This is a genomic window from Roseospira marina, from assembly GCF_014197855.1.
Taxonomy (GTDB): Bacteria; Pseudomonadota; Alphaproteobacteria; order Rhodospirillales; family Rhodospirillaceae; genus Rhodospira; species Rhodospira marina.
Window position 1 is genome coordinate 204,342 of sequence record NZ_JACIGJ010000003.1, and the last position, 23,191, is coordinate 227,532.

Here is a 23,191-nt window from a genome sequence, read left to right on the forward strand (position 1 = left end):
TCGGCGTCCGCCGAGCGCGGATCGCCGCCCAAAGCTCTGGCGTTAACGGGCCAGCACGAAATCAGCCCCCCGGCTGATCCCCACCGGCGTCACCATGGTCCGGTTCGCGATGCCACCGCGCCCACCGCCGACCTGCGCCAACTGATTTTCGAGCGCCTTGATGACCACGGGCACCATATCCTCGACGTAGGTCTTGATCTCCGTCACCGTCACCTGCCCGTCGCGGGGCGCGCGGTCGGCCTGACGGACCGTGCCCCCCTCGAAGCCCTGAAGGAAGGCGTAGGTGAACAGGCCGTGGTTCAGGATGCGGTACTCCGGCGCCTCCTGCCCCGCGCGGGCGGCGGTCAGGACATGCACCCCGGTCTCGCGGCTGAGGGAGTCCAGGAACCGCCGTTGCTCGAACCCGTCGAACTGCTGCAACACCGCGCCGGAGCCGCAGGAGTCCACCAGCAGCAGGACCTTTTGCGCAGGAATGCGGCGTAGATCGTCCGCCAGCTCCCGCGCGGACAGGCCGTTCGCCCGGATCGCGCCCGCCGACGCACCGCCGACGTCCGCGGCCAGGAAGTACCAGTCGTCGTCCAGCGCCTTACCGTGGCCGGCGAGATAGACCACGACCACATCGCGGTCTGAGACGGTGCGCAGGCTCTTCAGGTTGGCCTGGATGGCGGCGCGGGAGGCGTTGCGATCCAACAACAGGGTGTCGCGCACGGCGGCGTAGGGTGTCCGCACCCCGCTCTTGAACAGGCCGGATACCGATTTGGCGTCGTTGGCGGCGAAGGTCAGCGGCTCCAGCCCGCGGGCACGGTAGGCGTTGATGCCGACCGAGGTCAGGTACAGCTGGCTCGACGTCGAGCCGCCGATGGCCTGCACGGTGGTGGTGGTGGGGGCGCTCTCGCCGTCCTGCCAGCCCAGCGCGACGGCGGACAGGGCGTTGGCCCCCACAACGGCCGGCACGCCGAAGGTGACGGTGCGGCTCGGGCTGCCGTCCGTGGTGCCGCTGCTTTCGGAGACGATGGCGTCGGGCGGCACCCGCTTGCCGTTGTTGAACAGCCGCACGCGCGGCATGGTGTCGTCGCTGGGGTTCACGGCGGTCACGGTGACGGTGAGGGTCTGCCCGGCCTGGGCATTGGAGGACGGCGACACGGACAGTGTCACCTCCGGCGGCAGGCGAACCTCTTGGCTGATCGAGACGGCCGGCCGGGTGCGCATCGCCATGCCGGGCTGCACCGCCTTGGACAGCAGGCCGGGCTCGAAGTACGTGCTGGCGAATCGGTCGATCGGCATGTCAGCGACCGGCGTGCTCCAGACCACGTCCTGGTACGTGTCGATGGCGCCGTCGAACCGCCCCTCCGGCGACACCACGGCCCAACCGTCGGTGTTGGAGATCATGCGCGCCAGCGGCCGGAAGGTCTGCGCGTCCAGCACATGAACGGTGCCGTCGGCGCCGGCGGCCAGGATGCGCGCGGGATCGGCGCGCAGGGCAAGGCCGCTCACCCGCCCGGCCAGCGGCACCGAGGCCGGCGTCGCCACCCCGGCGGACAGCCGCACCAGCCGGCCCGAGGCATCGGCGGACACCGCCCGACCACCGGAGGCCGCGCCCACGGCGGTGACGGGGCCATCATGCGGACGCGCCGAGGACTCGCGCTGGCCGGAGGTCACCGACCACGTTTCCACGGCACCGCTTTCGGTGCCGACGACCACGCCGCCGTCCGGTGCCATGGCCAGCGCGCTGACCGTACCCCCAGGGCGCACAGGACGCACCGCGCCGCCGCTGCCCAGCAGAAGCCCGCCGTCCGACGTCGCGGCCGCGAACGCGCCGGCGTCCGTCTGCGCCACGTGGGTCACGGTGGCCGACGCCCGGTGCAGCGTGCGCACCGCCCCGGTGGCCAGCGTCACCGCCAGCACGGAGCCATCGGTCCGGCCGACGATCGCCTCGGTCCCATCGGGCGACAGGCCGAGCGCGCTGACCCCGGAGGACACGGCGGAAGGCCACGGCGCCAACCCGCTGTTGTCGGCGGCGGGCAACAGCCGGACCTGATTGGACTGCGCCCCCACCAGCAGGAAGTCACCTAGGGGGCCGACATGCACCTCCCGCAGCGGGCCGAGGCCGGGGTTGGGGAAGCGCCGGATCTCGCGCCCCTGCCGCAGGTCCCACAGGGCGAGGGCACCGTTGCCCTGCATCGCGACCGCATGGGTCCAGCCGGAGTCGACGCTGAGCCCCTGCACCGGCCCCAGGTTGCCCCGGATCACCAGCGTGGGCCGAAAGACGGTGCGGGTCTGGCTCTGGATCGCGCGCCCCAGGTTGCGGCTGGAGTTGCGCAGAACGCTGGACTGGGCGGCGGCGTCGCCGGCGGTCGGAACCGCACCGGGCGCGAGAAGAACGAGGACCGCGCATGCGGTCCGGGCGAGCCTGCGAACAGACATGCGGATGCTCCCCTGTCTGTGGCGCCCCGTCTTCTGTTGCGCCGCGTCTTCTGTGGCGTCTCCGTCTGAGCCCCCGTCCTGCTGAGTTCGGGCGGCCGGTCAGGAATCCAGGTTCACGAGTTCAACGCGGCGGTTGGCGCGCGCGCGCGGGTGCGCGGCGTCCTTTAGGCGCTGCTCGCCGAAGCCGCGCGCCTCCAGGCGCGCCGGGTCGATGTCATAGGTTTGCACCAGATAGTCCCGCACCGCCTGGGCGCGGCGCTGCGACAGGTCGTTGTTGTAGGCGGATTCGCCGGAGGCATCGGTGTGGCCGTAAACGCCGAACCGATAGGCCTTCAACTCGTCGGAGGCCAGGGCCTTGCCGATCGCGTCCAGCGTCGGCCGAGCGCCGGGCATAATCTCGGCCGAATTGATCTCGAACAGGATGCTGTCGAAGGATGCCGAAAGCTGGCCCATGTCGCCCTCGGGCGAGGCCGACGCCGTGCCGTCGTCGTCCCCGGCGTGCACACGGATGCCACGCCCCTGCGGGCTGAGCATCTGAATGATCTCGTCGGGGCTCCGCTCCGCCCCGGTCACGTCCGGGATGGCGATGCCGGGATTTTCGGGCTCCGTTTGGGCCTGGGCCGCACCGACGCCCACCCCGGCGGTCAGGCCCAAGGACAGGCCCAAGGACAGGCCCAAGGACAGGCCCAAGGGCAGGATCGTGCAAAGGCCCAGACCACGGATCAGACATTGGCCACGCAGGGTATGGCGCATCATCGGTCGTCCCCTTTGGCGTCCCGGGGGCGGCTCAACGCCCGAACGATTGGTGCGAGAGCCGGCTCCCACCGTCCTGATCGGCGTCACGATCAGCTCAAGTGTCCGGGTATCAGAGTAGGATTTCCCCATCCCGTTGTCACCCCTGCTCCGAGAGTGGGCACCGGGCCGAAGAGAGCGGCGAAACGACCAGAGGCCGGCCGGAGTTCCCTCCAACCGGCCCCTTACCCGATGCGATGACCGGGGGATCGGAGCGATTTGGTCCGTCGGATCAGCCGATGGCGCCGCCGCCGGTCTTCACGATCACCTGAACCGACGGGCGCGGCGGCATGGCATCGTCGAAGTCCGGCCAGCGCGTCGACGGATTGTCGAAGGTGCTGCCCGCCTCGTCGGCCGGGTGCTGTACAGCGGCAAAGTAGGCGGCGTCATCGGGCGTGAATTCCGGACCGCACAGCTCCGCGCCCTGCGGGCAGGCGTAGAAGCGACGGGTCAGCGCCCGGCCTGGGCCCGACACGTCGGCCGCCCAGACACCGTCCGCGATGCCGCTCTTCGGCCCGCCGTCGGTGGCGATCCAGATACGACCCTTGCTGTCGAAGGCCACGTTGTCCGGGCAGGACAGCCAGCCGTCCGGGCCGACATCGCCGCCGTACTGGGCGCCGTCCTCCGGCTTGGACGGATCGCCGGCCAGCAGGAAGATATCCCAGGTGTACTGGTCGGCGGTGTGATCGGCGTTGGCGCCGTCACCGTCCGCAGCCGTGCCGGGCGGGATCATCTCGACCACATGGCCGTGGCGGTTGATGGCGCGGCTGTTGGGTGCGTTGACCTGATCGGCCTTGCGCTTGGTGTTGTTGGTCATGGCGGCGTAGATGATACCGTTGACCGGGTTCGGCTCGACGTCTTCCGGGCGGTCCATCGGGGTGGCGCCCATCAGGTCGGCGGCCTTGCGGGCGTCGATCATCACATCAGCCTGGCTGTTGAAGCCGTTCTTGGCCGTCAATTCGCCCTCGCCGTGGACCAGCGGCAGCCAGTCGAGCGTGCCGTCCTCGTTGAAGCGCGCCACGGACAGCGTGCCCTCGTCGAGCAGGTCCATGTTGGCGGCGCGGTCGTCCGGGTTGTAGGTGCCCGCGGTCACGAAGCGGTAGACGTACTCGAACCGCTGGTCGTCACCCGCGTAGACGACGACATGGCCGTTCTTGTCGAGGACGGTGGTCGCCCCCTCGTGCTTGAAGCGACCCAGGGTGGTGCGCTTCTTGGGCACGGAGTTCGGGTCGTACGGGTCGTATTCGACCATCCAGCCGAAGCGATTGGCCTCGTTGGGCTCCTTCTCGACGTTGAAGCGGTCGTGGAACGTGCCCCAGGCGTAGCTGCCGCCACCCACGCCCAGACGCTTGTAGTTCTCGGCCTCGGCGGTTTTCTCGACGTCGCCCATGAAGTAGCCGTGGAAGTTCTCCTCGGCGAACAGGATGGTGCCCCAGGGGGTCTTGCCGCCCGCGCAGTTGTTGCAGGTGCCGATGACCTTGGTGCCGGTGGAATCGGCGCTGGTCTTCAGGCGGTCGGAGCCGGCGGCGGGGCCGGTGATCTCGAACTCGGTCGCCAGCGCGGTGATGCGGCGGTTCAGCGGGCTGTCCTTGACCACGCTCCAGGTGTTGCCCTCGCGCTTGATCTCGATGACGGCGTGGCCGTGGGCGGCCATCTCGATATCGACCTGATCCCTGGTCAGCTTGTCGATCTCGCCGTCGGCAAGGCCGGGGAACATAAGGTGCGGGTTGGTGTACTCGTGGTTCACGCACAGCAGGCCGTGATCCCCGGTCTTGGAGCCCCGCGGCAGCGGCATGAAGGCCACGAAGTCGTTGTTGTAGCCGAACTGCTGCGACTGCGCCTCGGCCGACTGGTTGGCCGGATCGAAGTCCGGCGCGCCGGCCACGACCGGATCGCCCCAACGGATCAGGGTCTGGATCTCGTAGCCGTCCGCCACATGGCTGTTGGCGTCGTAGACCTGCGGCAGCGCCGGGAAGGTCAGGGAGCTGCCGCCCTCGGCGGCGCGGGCCGGCGTGGCGGTCGCGACGGTCGCCATGGCCCCGGCGCTGGTGGCCAGGGCGGCGGACGCGGCGGCGCCCTTCATCAGGCCACGACGGCTCAGCGTCTTGCCGCTGAACAGGCTGGCGGCCACGATGGCGCCGGCGCCGCCCAGCGCAGTCGAGGCGGTCAGGCCGGCCGGGGTGCCGATGGCGCCCAGGCGCTGCGCCAGGATGGACCCAAAGGGCCGCGCGGTCGACGGGTTCAGGACGACGTCGTCGGCCGCATCAAGGCGCTGGCTCCAGGTCAGGTCTTGGGTCATCGAAACTCTCCGTTGGGGGGCTCGTTGCGACAAAGGGGGCGCCCCAAGACCGCCCGCGAACAGCCGGCGTCCCCGCCCCCAGGGGAGGCCCGAAGCCTCGACACCGTCGGAACGCGCAGGGGACCCCGCCGCCCGGCGCTATCTTGCAAACACCCGGACGCCTGACCTCGCGCAAAAAGCACAAGGCCGGGCCGGCGCAGTGTTCGCCAATACCGGGTCAGTCACAAATCACAGTTCGGTGACGATTATTTGCAAGTCACTCTTATTTGCATTACGTTGTCCGAGCCGCAGTGGCGTCCAAACGCAAACGGCGCCCTCCATACGGAGGACGCCGTTCATCCGGGCCGGCCCACCCACGGGAGCGGACCGGCACTCCGTCGTTTTCGCCCGTCAGGCGGGATCTCAGCCGAGGCCGATCACCTCCTCGACGCCCGTGCGGACGGCCTCGATGATGGTGTCCGCCTCACTTTTGGTCAGGCAGAGCGGCGGGGCGATACCGATGATGTCACCCTGCGGCATGGCGCGTGCGATCACACCCTGCTTCAGCATGGAGGCCACAACATTCGCCCCCACCTTCTTGTCGGCGTCGAAGAAGGTGGTGTTGCCCCGGTCCTCGACCAGTTCCACGGCACACATCAGGCCCTCGCCGCGCACCTCGCCCACGTTCGGGTGCTTGCCCAGCGCGGCCGTCAGGCCCTGCTTGAGGTAGGACCCGACGCTGGCCGCATTGTCCACGAGAGCCAGTTCGTCGATCAGCTTCAGGTTGGCGACACCGGCAGCGGCGCCGATCGGGTGCGCGGAGTAGGTCCAGCCGTGACCGAACGAACCGTGGGTATCGGTGCCTTGCATCAACACCTCGAACACCTTATCGGACACGATGGAGCCGGACAGCGGCGCGTAAGCCGACGTCAGGCCCTTGGCGATCGTGATGATGTCCGGCTTCAGACCGTAGTGGGTCGAGCCGAACATGGAACCCAGGCGGCCAAAGCCGGTCACGACCTCGTCGGCGATCAGCAGGATGTCGTACTTCGCCAGCACCTCCTGGATGGCCTCCCAGTAGCCCTCCGGCGGCGGCACCAGACCGCCCGTGCCGAGCGCCGGCTCGCCGATGAAGGCGGCCACGGTATCCGGACCCTCGGCCAGGATCAGCTCTTCCAGCTTGCCGGCGCACCACTTGGAGAACTCGGCCTCGCTCATGCCGGCCTCGGGACGGCGGAAGTAGTACGGCGCCTCGGTGTGCTTGACGTAGGGCAGCGGCAGGTCGAACTGCGCCTGGAACGCGGCCAGACCGGTCAGCGAGCCCGTCATCAGGCCCGAGCCATGGTAGCCGCGCCACCGCGAGATGATCTTCTTCTTCTGCGGGCGGCCGAGCACGTTGTTGTAGTACCAGACCAGCTTGACGTTGGTCTCGTTGGCGTCGGAGCCGCTCAGGCCGTAGTAGACCTTGCTCATGCCCTCGGGGGCACGCTCCAGGATCATCTGCGACAGGGTGATCGACGCCTCGGTGCCATGCCCGACGTAGGCGTGATAGTAGGCCAGCGTCTTCGCCTGCTCGGCGATGGCGTCCGCCACCTCGGAGCGGCCATAGCCCACGTTCACACAGTAGAGCCCGGCGAAGGCGTCCAGCAGGGAGGTCCCATCCCGGTCCTCGATGAACACCCCGGACCCGCCCGTGATGATGCGGTTCGCGGCCTCCCCCCGGGCGAACTGGCCCAGATGGGTGGAGGGGTGCATGAAGTACTCCCGGTCCCACGCCGTCAGTTGATCATTGGTCAGCATAGCACTCTATTTCCTTTCAGATCGACACAGGGACCGCCGCGGTCCGTCGCGCCGGAGGGCGACGGCGCCGCTGGGGCGTCACAGGGCGGGCCGGCGCGAGCGAGCCCGGTAGGGGCCTCGCGGATGCGCCGTCGCCCGCCTCGGCGGTCCAAAGCCTGCGCGGGACGCGGACCGAGCGGTCACGCCCAATCCCGACACACGTATTTGACCTCGGTGTAGGCCTCCATGCCCAGCCGAGCGCCCTCGCGCCCGATGCCGGACTGCTTGTAGCCCCCGAAGGGGATCGGAGCCCCGGTCACCTTGGTCCGGTTGACCGCCACCATGCCATAACGCAAAGCCCGGCTGGCGCGATAGATCCGACGTGGGTCGTTGGTGTGCAGGTAGGCGACAAGGCCCGCCTCGCTGTCGTTGGCGCGGCGCAGGACCTCGTCCTCGTCGTCGAACGGCGCCAGGGCCGCCACCGGCCCGAACGTCTCCTCGCGCCAGATCAGCGCGTCGGGCGGCACATCCACCAGCACGGTCGGCTCAAAGAACAGCGGACCGGCGCTGTGCCGCTTGCCGCCGCACAGCAGCCGCGCGCCTTTTTCCAGGGCATCGGCCACGTGCTCTTCCTGTTTCTTGACCGCGGCCTCGTTCATCAGCGGTCCGATGTCCGGATCATCCATCCCTGGTCCGACGCTCATGGCTGCCGTCGCCTTGGCGAAGGCCTCGCAAAAGGCGTCGTAGATGGGACGCTCGATAAACAAGCGGTTGGCCGCGAGACAGTCCTGGCCGGAGGTCGCGAACTTCGCCTTGATGCTCTCGGCCACCGCCTCGTCGAAGGTGGCATCCCCGAACACGATCAGGGGGGCATGCCCACCCAGTTCCATCACCATGCGCTTTACGGTATCGGCGGACTGGCGGTAGAGCAGTTTGCCCACCTCGGTGGAGCCGGTGAACGACAGGGCGCGCACACGCGGTTCCGCCATCCACGGCGGCACGACCTCGGACGACCGCCCGGTCACCACGTTGAATACGCCCGGCGGCACACCCGCGCGATCGGCCAGTTCGGCCAGCGCCAAGGCGGAGAACGGGGTCTCGCGCGACGGATGCACCACGACCGGGCAGCCGGCGGCCATGGCGGCGGCGGCCTTGCGGGTGATCATGGCGCAGGGGAAGTTCCACGGGGTGACCAGCGCGGCCACGCCCACCGGCTCGCGCCAGACCTCGACCTCGGCGTCGGGCAGGTGGCTGGTCACGCCCTCGATGTTCGGGCGTTTGGCCTCCTCGGCAAAGAACTCCACGAACGAGGCGGCGTAGTCGATCTCACCCCGGCTTTCGGACAGGGGCTTGCCCTGTTCCAGAGTCATGATGATCGCCAAATCCTCGCGGGCGGCGGCCATCAGCTCGAACCAGCGCCGCAGAATACGCGACCGCTCCCAGCCCAGCGTATGCGCCCAGTCCGGAAAGGCCCGGTGGGCGGCATTGACGGCCTCAAGGCTCTCATCGGCCGTCAGGGCGGGCACGGTGTTGACGATGGTTCCGTCGGCCGGGTTGGCCACCTCGACCACGCGGCCCGACGCGCTATCGCGCCATGTGCCGCCGATGTAGGCCTGGGCACGGAACAGCGCGGGGTCGGTCAGGGGTGCCGACGGTGCGGACGTGCGAACGGCAGGGCGCGACATGGCCTTCTCCCATTGTGTGGCGGTGAACGGCAGACCCCGAGAATAGGGGGCCGCGCGCTGAAAGTGGTTCTGAAGAGCCACGCCGCGAAGGAAGAAACCCCTGTCGGAGGGGGCGTTCAGGGAGAGATTTTCCGTCCCTCGGGTCCGGTCAGCCGGGTGACCGGCGGCGGGCTCCGTTTGACCGGCTTGGTCACCACATAGGTAAAGTACCGCCGGATGCCCAGACCGGCCGACAGAAGCTGGTCCATGAAGGCCTGATAGGATTCCAAATCGCGCGCCAGCACCTTCAGGATGTAGTCGATGCCGCCCCCCAGGGAATCGCACTCGTGGATTTCGGGGTGATCCTGGATCGCGCGCTCGAACCGCGCGAAGTCGGCCGGCAAGTGGCTTTCCAACTCCACCGTCACGACCACCTGGGTCAGAGGGCCGAACGCCTTCAGCGACACCCGGGCTTCGTAGCCCTCGATGATGCCGGCGTCCTCCAGATGGCGCAGGCGCTCCCAGCAGGGCGTGGACGACAGGTGAACGCGGCGCGCCAGTTCCGATTTCGACAGGCGGCCTTCCCGTTGCAGAATCTCAATGATCCGAAGGTCGCGCTCGTCCAGTTTCACGCCGTTGGTTTTCATGCGCTCCGATGCCGCCCTACGAGCGGGTCACGCCGCCGCCCCGCCGATATGTCACCGCTTATATGAAGCCGAACCCCGGCCATAGACAATAACGATGCGCGCGAAATGCCCCGTTCGCTACCGCGACCGCCCGCCGGTCATGCGCGCGCCCTGAGCCAGGCGCAGCAGCACACGGGCGCACACCACCTCCGGCGGCGGACCGAAGCTCTTGCAGTCGGCCTCCGCCTCCAGCAGCAGATCGAGCGCCTGCCCCAACCGGGCGCCGTCCCAGCGGCGGACCTGCGCGAGAATGCGGTCCTTGTGCTTGAAGATCGGCGGCGGACGCAAGGACGACACCGCCTGATCCGGCGAGCGCCCGCTGGCCACCGCCCCCACCGCCAGATGCAGACGCTGAAAGTGCCGCGAGACCCCGCGCAGCACCGGAATGGGACCGGTTCCGCTGCGCAGCAGCCGGTCAAGGACACGCTGGGCCTGCGTATCATCGCCGTCCGCGACCGCCATCGCCAGATCGTCCATGCCAAGCGCCGCGCTGTCGCCGACGCAGGCGACCGCCTCCGCCAGGGAAATCTCCCCCGGCTCGCCCTTGTGGGTGATGAGCTTTTCCAACTCCGCACGGGTCAGCAGCCGGTCCCCGCCCAGATGGCCGAGCAGAAAAGCCATGGCATCGCGCCCCGCCGTCATGCGGTGTGGCGCCAGAGTCTCGTGAATGACGTCTTCCAGTGCCCGCCCATCGTCCGCATAGCACGGGATCGCCGCGGCCGCATCCGCCTGCTCGAACAGCTTACGCAGGCTGGAGCGCGGCCCCAGATCGCCGGCCAGGACAAGCACCAGCGAATCCCCGGCCGGATCGTCCAGAAACGCCTCCATGGCGCGGGCTAGACCGTCCGTCGCGTCCATGATGCGCAGCACCCGGCGGCCGCCCATCAGCGACTGCGACGCCGCCTCGTCGGCCAGACGCGCCGGATCGTCGCCCAGGCGCGCGCCCGGCAGTTCGGTTACACGAAAGGGATCGGCGATATCCGCCACCACCGTCCGCGTCAGGGCGTCCACGCGCTCGCGCGCCAGCCCACGGTCCGGCCCGTACACCAGAACGGCCCGGACGGCCGGATCCGGCCGCTTGACGAAGGCGGCGACGGCCGCGGGCTTCAGTTTCATCGGGCTCCCTCAATTCCTGCCGGCCGAATCACACCGGCCTGGACGCGGACAGAAGGCCTAGCAGACGACCGCCGTTCGAGAAAGCCGGAGCTGACCCTCCGGTCGGATCGTGTGCCTGCTTTCAAGGCACCCATTTCCAATTGACGGCCCCGTAATCACTGGTGCAGCCTTTTTGCGATGCGGCGACGCATTCCGCGCGCTCGATACGGGAGCTTCGGGCGCACGGAACGTCCACGGTTTTGCGTGGGCGAAAACGAACAGGGAACGGGAGGGCTGGCGGAATGGGGCCGAAGGCACCGGCGGCATTCGATGAAATGCAAAAGACCGCGAACAAGGTCCGCGCACCCTACCAGACCTATTCCAAGTGGCTTAAAAAGATGCCGGAGGATCTGCTGTCGCGTCGGCATGCGCAGGCCGACATGCTGTTCCGGCGCATCGGGATCACCTTCGCGGTCTACGGCGAGGCCTCCGGCGGCGAACGCCTGATTCCGTTCGACGTCATCCCGCGCATCATCAGCCGCGACGAGTGGAAGATGCTGTCCCGGGGCGTCTGCCAGCGCATCGACGCCCTGAACCGGTTCATCCACGATGTCTACCATGACCAGGAGATCCTGCGCGCCGGCAAGGTCCCGACGGATCTGGTTCTGGCCAACGACCTGTTCCGCGAGGAGATGAAGGGCTTCACACCCCCGGGTGGGGTGTACGTCCACATCGGCGGCATCGACGTGGTGCGCACCGGCGAGAACGCGTTCCACGTCCTGGAGGACAACCTGCGCACCCCATCCGGCGTGTCCTACATGCTGGAAGACCGGGAAATCATGATGCGCCTGTTCCCGGACCTGTTCGACACCTACCCCATCGCCCCGGTGAATCACTACCCGCAGGAGCTTCTGCGCAATCTGCGCTACGTCGCTCCGGCAGGCCGCGACGAGGAGCCCACCGTCGTCCTGCTCACCCCGGGACAGTTCAACAGCGCCTACTTCGAGCATGCCTTCCTCGCCGACGAGATGGGCGTGGAGTTGGTGCAGGGCCAGGACCTGTTCGTCGAGGACGACGCGGTCTACATGCGCACCATCGAGGGACCGCGCCGGGTCGATGTGATCTACCGCCGCATCGACGACGATTTCCTGGACCCGAAAGCCTTCCGCCCCGACAGCGCGTTGGGCGTGCCCGGCCTGTTCGAGGCCTACCGCAAGGGCCGGGTGACCCTCGCCAACGCCATCGGCACCGGCATCGCCGACGACAAGGCGATCTATCACCACGTCCCGGACATGATCCGCTTTTACCTGGGCGAGGAGCCGATCCTGGCCAACGTCGAGACGTGGTTCCTGAAACGCGAGGACCATCGCACGTACGTGCTGGAGCATCTGGCCGAACTGGTGGTCAAGGAGGTCCACGGCTCCGGCGGCTACGGCATGCTGGTCGGGCCGAAGTCGACCACGCAGGAGATCAGCGCCTACCGCGAGCGCATTCTCGCCGATCCGGGCAACTTCATCGCGCAGCCGACGCTGGCGCTGTCCACCTGCCCCACCTTCGTCGATCAGGGCATCGCGCCGCGCCATGTGGACCTGCGGCCGTTCGTGCTGACCGGCGAGAAGACCACCGTGGTGCCCGGCGGCCTGACCCGTGTGGCCCTTCGCGAGGGCTCGCTGGTGGTGAACTCATCGCAGGGCGGGGGCACCAAGGACACCTGGGTGCTGGAGCGCTGATGCGATGCTGAGCCGAACCGCCGAAAACCTGTACTGGATGGCGCGCCTTGTGGAGCGGTCCGAGAACATGGCCCGGATCCTCGACGTCAGCCACCGGATGTCGCAATTGCCGGGGGGCGAAGACGCCTCGCGGGAGTGGCTGCCGGCGCTGGTCATCTCGGGCCAACATGAGGACTACGAGCGCAAGTACGCCGGCATCAATGCCGGCCACGTCATCGCCTACATGGCGCTGGACCCGGACAACCCGTCCTCGATCCACAGCATCGTGCGGGCTGCCCGCGAGAACGCCCGCGCCGAACGCAACGTCCTGCCCAACGAGGTGTTCGAATCCATCAACACCACTTGGCTGGAGATGCAGGACATCCAGTATTCGCGGCTGGTCGAATGGGGCTACCGCGAGTTCTTTGACTGGGTCAAGCTGCGAAGTCAGGTCTTTTCGGGCGTCGTGGGAGGAACCATGCTGACCACCGACGCCTATTACTTTACAAAACTTGGCATGATGATCGAACGCGCCGACAATACCGCGCGGCTGCTTGATGTGAAATATCATGTCCTGGTGCCGGACGAGGACAAGGCCGACGAGGCCGTGGACTACTACCAGTGGGGCGCGCTGCTGCGGGCGCTGAGCGCGTTCAAGGCCTACCGTATGATCTATCGCGACAGCATCAAGCCGCGTCAGGTCGTGGACCTGCTGGTGCTGCGCCGGGAGTTTCCGCGTGCCCTGCACGCCTGCTACGCGCAGATGGTGCCCATCCTGGAGACCCTGCGCGCTGAGGCGGAATGCACCCGCATGGCGGGCCAGATGTACGCCCGGTTGCGCTATGACCGGCCGCAGGACGTCACCCGGCGCGGCCTGCACCGCTTCCTGACCGACTTCGTCACCCGCAACGGCCAGATCTCCAACGAGATCGCCCGCGCCTTCCTGTTTGTTCCGGCCGACTAAGGTCCTTTAAGCGGCGTCCGTCAGGCTGCCACGGGCGCCTCTACCCGCGCCACCGGCACCGCGACCTCGTTGCGGCGCAGGAAGGGCAGCGTCGAAGGCGGATCGTAGAACCACCCGACGGCGGGCCCCTGCGGCGCCCACGGCGTGCCGCTCAGACTCCGGTGCAGAAAGCCGGCCTGTCGGCGCACCATCGTGCCGCCGCGCAGCCCTGTGAAGCGCCGAACCGCCACCAGCGCCTCCGGGATCTCGACCAGGGTCACGCGCGGATCGCGCGGCTGCGGCGCGGTCTCCGGCGTAAACGAAGCCGGTAGGAAGAACCGCATCGCATAGCCGTCCTTGGTGGATCCGCCTTTCGGCGACCCGGCGGATTCCACCGGCACCGTCATCGGAATGGCGCTGCCATCGCGCCCCCCCTGGCTTTCCACCGGCGCCGTCATCGCGACCCGGTCGCCCGACGTATTGTTCCCCGCGATGTAGTCGAACAGGATCCGGAAGGCCCGCCCCCGGGTCATCGGACCATCCCCGCCGGGCAGGCGGGCCTCCACTGCCAACCGTGGCGGATAGCGTCGGATGGCGGTGGCTTGGTCCAACCGCTGCTCGACGGTGAACGCCGGTTCTTCAATGCGATCTCGAATGCCGAACACGGAACACACGCCCATAAGGACTCTCCCGATCGTTGTTGCCTGAACACGGGCCGGCGGGATCTGTACGCGGGCGGCGCGGCGCTGGATCCGCCGCAGTGCGCGGTCTATATAGGCGCGGCGCCGCTCCGACTCCCTTTCGCCGCAAGGTCCGCTCCACCGTCATGACCGATCCGTCCGCTCCTGCCGCCACACCCCTGGCCTCGCCCCCGGTCACACCGACACCCGCCGTCTCCATCGTCGTGCCCATGTTCAACGAGGCCGACTGCGTGGCCGAGTTCCACCGCCGGACCTCGGCGGCACTGGACGGCATGGGCGCCCCCTGGGAGATCGTAGCGGTCAGCGACGGCTCGACCGACGATACCAACGCGCATCTCGCCGCGCTGGCCCGGGACGAACCCCGCCTGCGTCCGTTCTTCCTGACCCGCAACACCGGCCAGTGGGCCGCCCTGTCCGCCGGCTTCCGGGTCGCGCGTGGGGAGTATGTGGTGGTGATGGACGCGGATCTCCAGAACCGGCCGGAGGATATTCCCCGGATGGTGGCGGAGGCGCGCAAGGGCTTCGACCTCGTCTCCGGTCGCCGCACCAACCGCCCGGAAAGCGCCGTGCTGCGCCTGCTGCCCAGTCGGGCGGCCAACGCCATGCTGCGCGCGACCACCGGCTGCCCGGCCCGCGACATGGGCGGGTTCAAGTGCCTGCGCGGCGACGTGGCGCGCAAGCTGCGGCTGCGCGCCGGCCAGCACCGCTTGCTACCGGCACTGGTCCACCTGATGGGCGGCTCCATCGGCGAGGTGGACGTACACGCGGACGCCCGCTTCGCCGGCACGAGTAAGTACGGCATCGGTCGCACGGTGGATGTGCTGTTCGATATTCTGATGCTGTGGTTCCAGGCCAGTTTCAAGGCGCGGCCGATCTACCTGTTCGGCCGCATCAGCCTGATGACGCTCGCGATCTGCATCGCGGCGTTCCTGTGGATCGGCGTGGACCGGGTGCTGTTCGGCAACCCGATGACGGAGCGGCCGTTCTTCTACATCTCCATGGGCGCCGGGTTGGCGGCCATGACCTTGCTGGGGTTTGGGTTCGTGCTGGAGCTGCTGTCCGACACGCATGCCCGCATCGCCGGCCAGGACCCGTACCTCGTGCGCACCACCCCGCCGGGCGCCGACGCACGGGACGACACCCGGCACGACGGTTAAAACACGCCAGCCTCACACCCCCCGATCAAGCAGACCGTTCTCGTCCAACACCGCCCGCAGCGGCTCAAGCTGCTTGGCGTAGCGGCGCCAGCGCCCGACCGAGTGTGTGAACACCGGCTGGCGCACCTGCCATTTGCTGGCGGTGTAGACCGCGCGTTCCGTCTCGTGGAAGCGCAGCACGGCGTCGTCCCAGGGCAGGCCGAGGAAATCGATCATGCGCCGGCCCTCACCCTCCAGGTCGGTGACCAGCGTCTCGTAATCCACGGTCAGCGTCCACAGCGGCAGCACGGCCCGCCAATGGGCCATCAGCCGGTCGTGCTGCACCATGGCGGCGCCGATGGTCTCCAGCCCGTTGGCGTAGGGAATGCCGTCTGAGAAGTTCTGTTGGAACAACGACAGGCCGGTGTCCATCGGGTCGCGCCGGCAGACGATCACCCGCGCGCGCGGAAACAACAGGGCGATCAAGCCAAGCCGCATGGCGTTGTCCGGCAGCTTGTCGGTCACGCGCAGAGCCTCGGGCTTGCCGGCCCGCTGGGCCGCCGCGTCGAGCTCCGCCAGCACGCGGGCGGCCCCATCCGCCAGCTGCGGCCCGGGAACGTTGGCCAGCCCGGCGGGGTAGCCGCCGCCCAGCCCCTCGCGCAGCGTACGCTCCACATTCGGCATCACCCCGAGTTCCCCCGCGCCGACGGCCGCCGGGTGGCTGGCGATCATCTGTTCGACCAGCGACGTTCCCGAGCGCGGCATGCCGACGATGAAGACCGGCCGCTCGCTGGGGTTTCCCAGCGCCGCAAGCGACTCAAACAAATCGGGCGTGAAGACGTCGATCGACCGGTCGACCAGCGCGGTTCGGGCGGGGATATCGTCGGGACGCCCCGCGCCCTGCCGGGCGTTGGCCTCCGCCAGCGCCCCGAAGACCGCTGCCGGATCGGCTCCGGCATCATCCAGTCCCTTGCCGAGCGCGAACAGAATCTCGATGCGCGCGCTTTCGGGCTGGTCCGGCTCGGCGGCCGCCGTCCGCAGCGCCTCCAGCATCGGATCGCCCGCCGCCACGGTGCCCGACTTGGCGAGCCCGCGCAGCGCGCCGACGTTGCCCGGCTCGCGCTCCAGCACGGCGGAGAACGCGGCGCGCGCCGCATCGAAGCGGCCTTGGCGCTGCAAGGCGTCGCCCAGCGTCAGGCGCGCCCCGATGTGATCGGGCACACGGGCCAGCAGGTCGCGCAGGACCGTCTCGGCGGCGTCCGCGCGCTGTTCGGCCAGCAGCGCACCGGCCAGATTGACGCCCAGTTCCACAGCCCCCGGCCCGGTGCCCGCGCGTTCGGTGGCCTTTTGCCAGACGGCGATGGCCTCCTCGCGGCGCCCGGCGGCGGACAGCGCCATGGCGAGGTCATTGGCCGCACCGGGATCGTTTTTGGCGCGCGCGGCGACGGCCTCCAACGGGGCGATCGCCTCCGACGGACGCCCCGCCCGGGTCAGAACACGCCCCAACAGGCTGAGAGCCGCCGCATCGCGCCGGTCGAGCGCCCGCGCGGCGCGGGCTTCCGCCTCGGCATCGTCGAACCGACCCGCTTCCATAAGCGCTGTGCCATAGGCAACCCGTGCGCGGCCGAAGCGCGGGGCCCGTTTCGCCGTCTCGGCGAACACGCCCAGGGCCGTGTCCCGCTGACCGAGCCGCCAGAGCGCGCTGCCCGCATTCACGCCATGGTCGGGCTGGTTCGGTTCAACGGTGGCGGCTTGCAGGAACAGACGCGCCGCCGGCTCCAGATGGCCCGCCTGCCCGGCCACCATGCCAAGGCCAGCCAGCGCCGGCGCACAGCGGTCGTCCAGCGACAGCGCCTCGCGGAACCGACGCTCGGCCCCGCGCACGTCCCCCTTGGACAGGTGGCGATGCCCCTCGGCGGCGAGCGCGCGCGGGTTCCCGGTCGGCGGTGCGGCTTTGGCCCCGCCACGAACGCCGACCGCCGGGCGCGCGCCCGGCACCAGATGCGCCAGCGTGCCACCCGAGGACGGACCGGTTGTGCGACCCGCGGCGCTCTTCGGCGGCGGCGCCTTCGACTTCTTGCTCATTCCCTCTCCCGCCTTTTTGCCCGGGTCCATTGGACCGCCATGAAAAAGGGGTTCCGGCCACCGCCGCAACCCCTTTTCCGAACCGGTGCGGCCCGAACGGCCTCGCGCCTCTAGAACCGAAGCGTCGCGCCGATGCTGAGGATGTCGATGCTGTTTTCGTACGTGCCCTCCACGGTGCCCTGGCTGGTGGTCTCGTGCAGCGAGGAATCCTTCACGAAGACGTGCGCATAGCCGGCATCGACGCTGAGCCAGTCCTCGAAGTGATACGAGGCGCCGCCCGAGAGCCAATAGCGATCCTCGCCGGGAATGCGGGCCGTGCGGTACTTGTCCGGAATCGGAGTCATGTCGTAGGCCACGCCGCCCCGGAACGTCCAGTTCTCGTTGGGCGTCCAGATCCCGCCAAGCGCCACGAACACGGTGTCGTGCCAGTTCTCCTCCGTCAGGCTGTCGGCGCCCTGATCGGCGTCCACGCGCAATTCATCGAACACGGACCAGCGGGTCCATGCCGCGTCGGCGACGACCGCCCACTCGGGATTGAAGGCGTGATAGACGCCCACGCTCAGCACATCCGGCGTGGTCAGATCGGCGCTGGCGTCGCTGTTCACCAGACCGCGCGACTGGGCCAGCAGCGGCGAGACGCCGTGATACTTCACCTTACCATCGAAAGTGTGCTCGACCTGGGAGCGGTAGTTGACGCCAATCCGGGAGTTTTCGTCGAACTCCCACATCGCCGCGAGGTTGAAGCCAAAGCCAAGGTCCTCGCCATTCAGCTTCTGAAGGCCGTCGCCCGGCGCCAGCCCCATATTATTGACGGCGGTGGTCAACCGCACGCCGGTGTACTGGAACACCGGCCCGGCCGAGACCGACAGGTTGTCCGTCACCCGATAGGCCAGACTGGGCATGATGCTGGTCGACTGAAGGTAGGAATCCAGCGCCTGATAGCGCCCGACCCAGTCGTTCGAGTACGACGTGCTCATGCCGAAGGGCGTGTTGATCGCCAGACCGAAGCGCAGATCGTCGGTCAGGGTATAGACGCCGTAAATCGAGGGCAGCATCGCGTCGTCGGCCGCGTCTCCACCGTCAACGCCTGTGACCGGCGTGCCAAACACCGTGCTCGCGGACCCGCTGAAGCGGGCCTGGGGCATCACAAGGGCGGCCGTCATGCTGCCCTGATTCCCCTTGAGGCGGGTCATGCCCGCTGGGTTGAAGAAGGCCGTACTGGGATCGTACGCCTTGGCCGTCGATCCGGCGTAGGCGTTCCCCAATCCCTCGCTGCTCTGCTCCTTGAGCTGGAAGCCGGAGGCCCCCGCCGCGCTTGCCCAGAGTGTCACCGCCCCGACGCAGCCGATTGCAATCAGACCGCATCCCTTGGTCCAAACCATCATGGTTTTCGTTTCCCCATCGTCTCGTGGTTTTTCACGTCTTGCGTTTCTTTCGGACCCGCCCTTCCTGTCCAGAAGAGCCGCATGCACGGCACTTATGTACAAACAAGGCCCGGATCCGACGTCAACGAATGGGACCAGTGTGTCTCGTCTTCGTCACAATTCAATATATTTATGGCCATTCCGACTCGCATCGGTCGCGCAGCAATCGATTGAAATTATATATAAAAATCCCGCACGCCCAAAAATCAGACCGCAAATGGGCAACGGGTTTTCAAATGCGCGTGGCACCCCGGCAACACCGTCATTGTATTTTTCACAGCCCCGCGCCCCCGATGCGGCCCTGACGCCGCCCGCACGCTTCCAAACACCCGACCCGCAAACGCCCCCGACGCCGCGTGCCGCCCCCCCGGCCGGCGATGGACGCCCCACCACCGCCGGCACGAGACCCAAGGGACTCAAGGGGTTGGCGCGCCAGCCGGCTCTGTGCGGGACCGGACCCGACGCCCCGGCGCATCCTCCGGCGGCCTTCGGACCTAGGGTCTGCGTCGCGCCGGATACGCGCCCTCCGCCGCCCGACGTCCGTGCATCAAGGGCTCGCACGGGCGTCGCGTTCCCGGTAGGATGCCCGGACCATATCGAGAAGACATCAGGCGGCCCGTCGGTCCTGTCCGGACGAGCTGCCGAAGGTTGTGAGACGGACAACATGAACGGTGGGCGGCGAGACAGTATGATGAAGAACACACGGAGCGGTCCGAAACGCGTGCTGGGGAGTGCGCTGGGCACCCTGATCGGGCTTGGACTCCTGAGCGGGTGCTCGGGTCTGCGCGACGCCGACACCACCACAGCCGCAACCGGCCCCACCGCAACCGGCCCCACCGCGACCGGCCCCACCGCGACTGGGCCGACGACCGCGCACCTTGAGAACACGGCCGCGACCGGAGATGCCGGCGCGCAGCTTGCGGCATTGGCCCAGACCGCGCCGGACATCGACGACCCGTACACCGCCGAGGACACGCTGGTTTCCGATCCGATGGAGGACTGGAACCGCTACGTGTTCGACCTGAACACGCTGCTGTACATGTTCATGCAGCCGGTGATCGCGCCGTACGGCGTGCTGCCGGAGGAGCGCAAGCGCAACGTCGATAACTTCCTGCACAACCTGTCGACCCCGGTCATCCTGGCCAACGATCTGTTGCAGGGTGAGACGGACCGCGCCTGGGTGACCACCCAGCGGTTCGCGGTCAATTCGACCGTGGGCGTCCTGGGCTTCGGCGACCCGGCCGAGGACATGGGCCTGCCCAAGCACTCCGAGGACTTCGGCCAAACGATGGGCGTGTGGGGTGCTGGCGACAGTCCATACATGGTGTTGCCGCTGCTGGGGCCCGCGAACCCCCGGGACGGCGTTGGTCGTGCGGTCGACATGGTCAGCGACCCGACGTTCTGGCTGGCCGGATCGACCGGCCAGGCGCTGGCGAACGGCAAGACGTACGCATCCGTGTCCAGCCAGCTCGGCGGCAACGTCAACCGGATGGAGAGCCTGCGCGCCTCGTCGATCGACTTTTACGCCGCCGTGCGCAGCCTGTACGTCCAGACCCGCCGGGCGGCCATCGCCAACGAGGAGGGCAACCCCGCATCGTCCGCCCCGGCCATCTCGCGGGTGCGCACCGGGCAAACCCAGGCCCTGCCGGCGAACGCTGGTGGCTGAGCCCTGTGACGGCGGCCGGATGCCCACCCCGCCCGCCCCACCGGCTGGTCCCATCTGCGGATCCTATCGATGGATCCGCGTGGACCGATAGTCTCACGGGGCGTCCCACCGGACGCCCCGTTTTGCATGGAACCGGAGGCCATCGGCCGGGGCTCGCCGTGGCGTCGGGCGCGCACGCGACGCGCACAGGCGGCACCCCTCCCTCACGCGATGCGAATTCGCGGCCAGCGGGCCTCCGACGCGCCGGAAAGGGTGTCCCACACCGCGCAAATGGTCTAAGGTCCGCGTCATGATGACTACGCCTGACCGCCCAGAGAGAGCCAATACGGACCGGCCCCGCCTTGTCTACCGCCTGTGCCACGCCGACGACTGGCAGGCGGCCGTGCGCGCGGGGACCTTCACTGGTACCGACGTCGACACCCGGGACGGCTTCGTCCACCTGTCGGCCGCCGATCAGGTGGAGGAAACGGCGCGTCGGCACTACGCCGATGTCCGGCCGCTCATCCTGGTGGCGGTGGACACGGCACGGGTGGTGGGCGACCTGCGCTGGGAGCGGAGCCGGGACGGCGCCGCATTCCCGCATCTGTATGGCTCCATCCCGCTTGAGGCCGTGCTGTCCGCCCTGCCCCTGGCCGAGGATCGCGACCACCACCTCATCTTTCCGCTGCTGACGAATACGCCTGGAGATGTGTGACCATGAAATCGGTCGATTCCATGTTCCTCGGCCTGCTGCATGCCATGGACCCCGAAAAGGCCCATGACCTGAGCATCCGAACGCTGGCGCGCGGCATGGGACCGACGCTTCCGCCCCCGGACGATCCGGCCCTTGGGATCGAGCTGTGGGGCAAGCGGTTCAACAACCCGCTCGGTCTCGCCGCCGGCTACGACAAGAACGCCCTGGTTCCGGACGCCTGCCTGCGCATGGGCTTCGGCTTCGTAGAGGTTGGCGGCATCACACCGCGCCCGCAGCCCGGCAACCCGCGCCCGCGCCTGTTCCGCCTCCAGGAGGACGGCGCGGTCATCAACCGCATGGGCCTGAACAACGACGGCATGCTGGTCGCCTACGGCCGGCTGTCGCGCCGTCCGCGGTGGGAGGACCGGGGCTTCGTCGGTGTCAATCTGGCCAAGAACGCCGACACGCCGCTGGAACATGCGGCCGACGACTACGCCACGCTCGCCGCGGTGCTCGGGCCGCATGCCGACTTCCTGGTGCTGAACCTGTCGTCGCCGAACACCGAGGGGCTGCGCCAGCTCCAGGCCGCCGAGTCGCTGCGCGCCATCATCCGCCGCACCCGCGCCGCCATGCCGACGCGCGCTCAGCCGCCGCTGTGCCTGAAGGTCTCACCGGACCTCACCGACGCCGAGTTGGACGACATCGCCCGCATCGCGCTGGAGCCGGAAAATCCGCTCGACGGCATTATCGCCATCAACACCACCACCGCCCGCCCGGACAGCCTGACGCATCCGGCCAAGCAGGAAACCGGCGGCCTGTCCGGCGCCCCACTGAAGGGCCGCGCGCTGGAGGTGCTGCATTTCTTTGTCGCGCGCCTGTACGGGCGAGTGCCGGTCATTTCGGTGGGCGGTGTCGACAGCGCCGCCGACGTCCTGATGCGGCTGAAGGCCGGCGCCAGCGCCGTGCAGATGTACACCGCCCTGGCGTACTTCGGCCCGCGCCTGATCCCGAAGCTCAAGGCCGAGCTGCTGGACCTGATGCGCGCCGAGGGCTTCGAGACGATGCAGCAGGTGGTCGGCGCGGATCGGCAGGCCGCCGCCGCATGACCTCGTCCATTCCCGTCCTGGACGGTCTGCGCGATCTGTGCGCGGACCGTGACGGCTTGATCATCGATTTGTGGGGCGTCCTCCACGACGGTTCGACGGCCTATCCCGGTGTGGCCGAAGCGCTGGCCGCCATCCGTGCGGCCGGCAAGCGGACTCTGCTGCTGACCAACGCCCCACGCCTGTCCGCCCCCCTCATCGCCACGATGGACGGGATGGGCCTTCCGCGCGACCTGTACGACGGCATCTTGTCGTCCGGGGACGCCGTCCACGCCGAGTTGCAAACGCGCACCGATCCGGCGTTCGCGGCGCTGGGGCCACGCTGCTGGCACCTCGGCCCGGCGCGGGACCGCAGCGTGTTCGAGGGCCTGGACGCCATCACCGTGGTGGACACGCCGGAAGACGCCGACTTCGTCCTGAACACCGGACCCTGGTCGTTCGACGAGACGGTCGCGGATTACGAGGACCGGCTGACCCGCTGCCGGGCCCGGGATCTGCCGATGGTCTGCGCCAACCCGGACCGCGAGGTCATCCGCGAAGGCCGCAAGGTCATCTGCGCCGGCGCCTTGGCGGTCCGCTACACCGACTTGGGTGGCACCGTCATCGAACGCGGCAAACCGGACCCGGCCATCTACGACCGCGTTCTGGAGCGCCTGGGCATTACCGACCGGGCCCGCGTGCTGGCCGTCGGCGACGGCTTGCAGACCGACATCAAGGGCGCGGCGGCGGCCGGCATCGACGCGGTGTTCGTGGCCGGCGGGCTGTATGCGGCGCCACTCGGTCTGACCGCCTACGGCGAGCGGCCGGACCCGGCGCGCGTCGCGGCCCTGTGCGCCGCCGAGGGCCAGGCTCCGCTGGCCGCCATCCCCGCGTTGCGGTGGTAGGATTCGCGGTCGCGATCGGACACCCTCTCCCGCCCTCCTTCTGGCCCGGCCCACGTTGACAGGCCCCTTCGGCGGCGCCATATCCCGCCGGAGCTATATAGGACGAAAACAATCCTATTTAGCTTCGTGTCTCCACGCCCGGGGCCTGC

At 68.6% G+C, this 23,191-nt stretch carries 17 protein-coding genes; 7 read left to right on the plus strand and 10 right to left on the minus strand.

Translation table 11 applies throughout. From position 1 onward, the window contains the following. Nucleotides 1-42: 42 nt before the first annotated feature. The 7 genes from GGD82_RS05340 to holA form a co-directional block, all read right to left on the minus strand. Nucleotides 43-2,424, minus strand: coding sequence for a caspase family protein (locus GGD82_RS05340; RefSeq protein WP_150061883.1), 2,382 nt, complete (start codon nucleotides 2,422-2,424; stop codon nucleotides 43-45). A gap of 99 nt (nucleotides 2,425-2,523) precedes the next feature. Continuing rightward, nucleotides 2,524-3,180: an OmpA family protein gene (locus GGD82_RS05345; RefSeq protein WP_170284237.1), complete on the minus strand. Its 657-nt coding sequence runs from the start codon at nucleotides 3,178-3,180 to the stop codon at nucleotides 2,524-2,526. Nucleotides 3,181-3,448: 268 nt separating this feature from the next. After that, nucleotides 3,449-5,515 (minus strand): PhoX family protein, encoded by a 2,067-nt coding sequence (locus tag GGD82_RS05350; protein WP_150061881.1) that lies wholly within the window; start codon nucleotides 5,513-5,515, stop codon nucleotides 3,449-3,451. A gap of 402 nt (nucleotides 5,516-5,917) precedes the next feature. Continuing rightward, nucleotides 5,918-7,294 carry an aspartate aminotransferase family protein gene (locus tag GGD82_RS05355; protein ID WP_150061880.1) on the minus strand — a complete coding sequence of 459 codons (1,377 nt, stop codon included), beginning with the start codon at nucleotides 7,292-7,294 and terminating at the stop codon, nucleotides 5,918-5,920. A 179-nt stretch (nucleotides 7,295-7,473) separates the two neighbouring features. Next, nucleotides 7,474-8,958, minus strand: a complete 1,485-nt coding sequence (locus GGD82_RS05360; protein WP_150061879.1) for an NAD-dependent succinate-semialdehyde dehydrogenase — start codon at nucleotides 8,956-8,958, stop codon at nucleotides 7,474-7,476. A gap of 116 nt (nucleotides 8,959-9,074) precedes the next feature. After that, nucleotides 9,075-9,584 carry an Lrp/AsnC family transcriptional regulator gene (locus GGD82_RS05365; protein ID WP_150061878.1) on the minus strand — a complete coding sequence of 170 codons (510 nt, stop codon included), beginning with the start codon at nucleotides 9,582-9,584 and terminating at the stop codon, nucleotides 9,075-9,077. A gap of 117 nt (nucleotides 9,585-9,701) precedes the next feature. Continuing rightward, nucleotides 9,702-10,739, minus strand: coding sequence for a DNA polymerase III subunit delta (gene holA / locus GGD82_RS05370; protein ID WP_150061877.1), 1,038 nt, complete (start codon nucleotides 10,737-10,739; stop codon nucleotides 9,702-9,704). 281 nt (nucleotides 10,740-11,020) lie between these two features. On the opposite strand from holA, the gene GGD82_RS05375 reads away from it, so the two are divergent. Both GGD82_RS05375 and GGD82_RS05380 read left to right on the plus strand, forming a co-directional pair. Then, nucleotides 11,021-12,448 (plus strand): circularly permuted type 2 ATP-grasp protein, encoded by a 1,428-nt coding sequence (locus tag GGD82_RS05375; protein WP_150061876.1) that lies wholly within the window; start codon nucleotides 11,021-11,023, stop codon nucleotides 12,446-12,448. A 4-nt stretch (nucleotides 12,449-12,452) separates the two neighbouring features. Beyond that, on the plus strand, nucleotides 12,453-13,391 hold the full coding sequence (locus GGD82_RS05380) for an alpha-E domain-containing protein (protein ID WP_150061875.1): 939 nt from the start codon (nucleotides 12,453-12,455) through the stop codon (nucleotides 13,389-13,391). Between the two features lie 20 nt (nucleotides 13,392-13,411). Here the strand turns inward: GGD82_RS05380 and GGD82_RS05385 are convergent, their stop codons facing one another. Continuing rightward, nucleotides 13,412-14,050 (minus strand): SOUL family heme-binding protein, encoded by a 639-nt coding sequence (locus tag GGD82_RS05385; RefSeq protein ID WP_170284236.1) that lies wholly within the window; start codon nucleotides 14,048-14,050, stop codon nucleotides 13,412-13,414. 146 nt (nucleotides 14,051-14,196) lie between these two features. Between GGD82_RS05385 and GGD82_RS05390 the strand changes: the two genes are divergently transcribed. After that, nucleotides 14,197-15,228 carry a glycosyltransferase family 2 protein gene (locus GGD82_RS05390; RefSeq protein ID WP_150061874.1) on the plus strand — a complete coding sequence of 344 codons (1,032 nt, stop codon included), beginning with the start codon at nucleotides 14,197-14,199 and terminating at the stop codon, nucleotides 15,226-15,228. Nucleotides 15,229-15,240: 12 nt separating this feature from the next. Here the strand turns inward: GGD82_RS05390 and GGD82_RS05395 are convergent, their stop codons facing one another. Then, nucleotides 15,241-17,292, minus strand: coding sequence for a tetratricopeptide repeat-containing sulfotransferase family protein (locus GGD82_RS05395; RefSeq protein WP_170284235.1), 2,052 nt, complete (start codon nucleotides 17,290-17,292; stop codon nucleotides 15,241-15,243). A 110-nt stretch (nucleotides 17,293-17,402) separates the two neighbouring features. Next, the gene (locus GGD82_RS05400; protein ID WP_150061872.1) at nucleotides 17,403-18,677 is read right to left on the minus strand and encodes an OmpP1/FadL family transporter; all 1,275 of its coding nucleotides are present in this window, start codon (nucleotides 18,675-18,677) and stop codon (nucleotides 17,403-17,405) included. Nucleotides 18,678-19,404: 727 nt separating this feature from the next. On the opposite strand from GGD82_RS05400, the gene GGD82_RS05405 reads away from it, so the two are divergent. The 4 genes from GGD82_RS05405 to GGD82_RS05420 all read left to right on the plus strand — a co-directional run bounded on the left by GGD82_RS05405 (nucleotide 19,405) and on the right by GGD82_RS05420 (nucleotide 23,042). Next, nucleotides 19,405-20,382, plus strand: coding sequence for an MlaA family lipoprotein (locus tag GGD82_RS05405; RefSeq protein WP_246163794.1), 978 nt, complete (start codon nucleotides 19,405-19,407; stop codon nucleotides 20,380-20,382). Between the two features lie 289 nt (nucleotides 20,383-20,671). Further along, nucleotides 20,672-21,076 (plus strand): DUF952 domain-containing protein, encoded by a 405-nt coding sequence (locus GGD82_RS05410; protein ID WP_211364736.1) that lies wholly within the window; start codon nucleotides 20,672-20,674, stop codon nucleotides 21,074-21,076. A gap of 2 nt (nucleotides 21,077-21,078) precedes the next feature. Next, the gene (locus GGD82_RS05415) at nucleotides 21,079-22,161 is read left to right on the plus strand and encodes a quinone-dependent dihydroorotate dehydrogenase (RefSeq protein ID WP_150061871.1); all 1,083 of its coding nucleotides are present in this window, start codon (nucleotides 21,079-21,081) and stop codon (nucleotides 22,159-22,161) included. After that, entirely contained in the window at nucleotides 22,158-23,042 is an 885-nt protein-coding gene (locus GGD82_RS05420; RefSeq protein ID WP_150061870.1) for a TIGR01459 family HAD-type hydrolase, read from the plus strand. Before GGD82_RS05415 ends, GGD82_RS05420 begins: the two co-directional genes overlap by 4 nt. Nucleotides 23,043-23,191 lie beyond the last annotated feature (149 nt).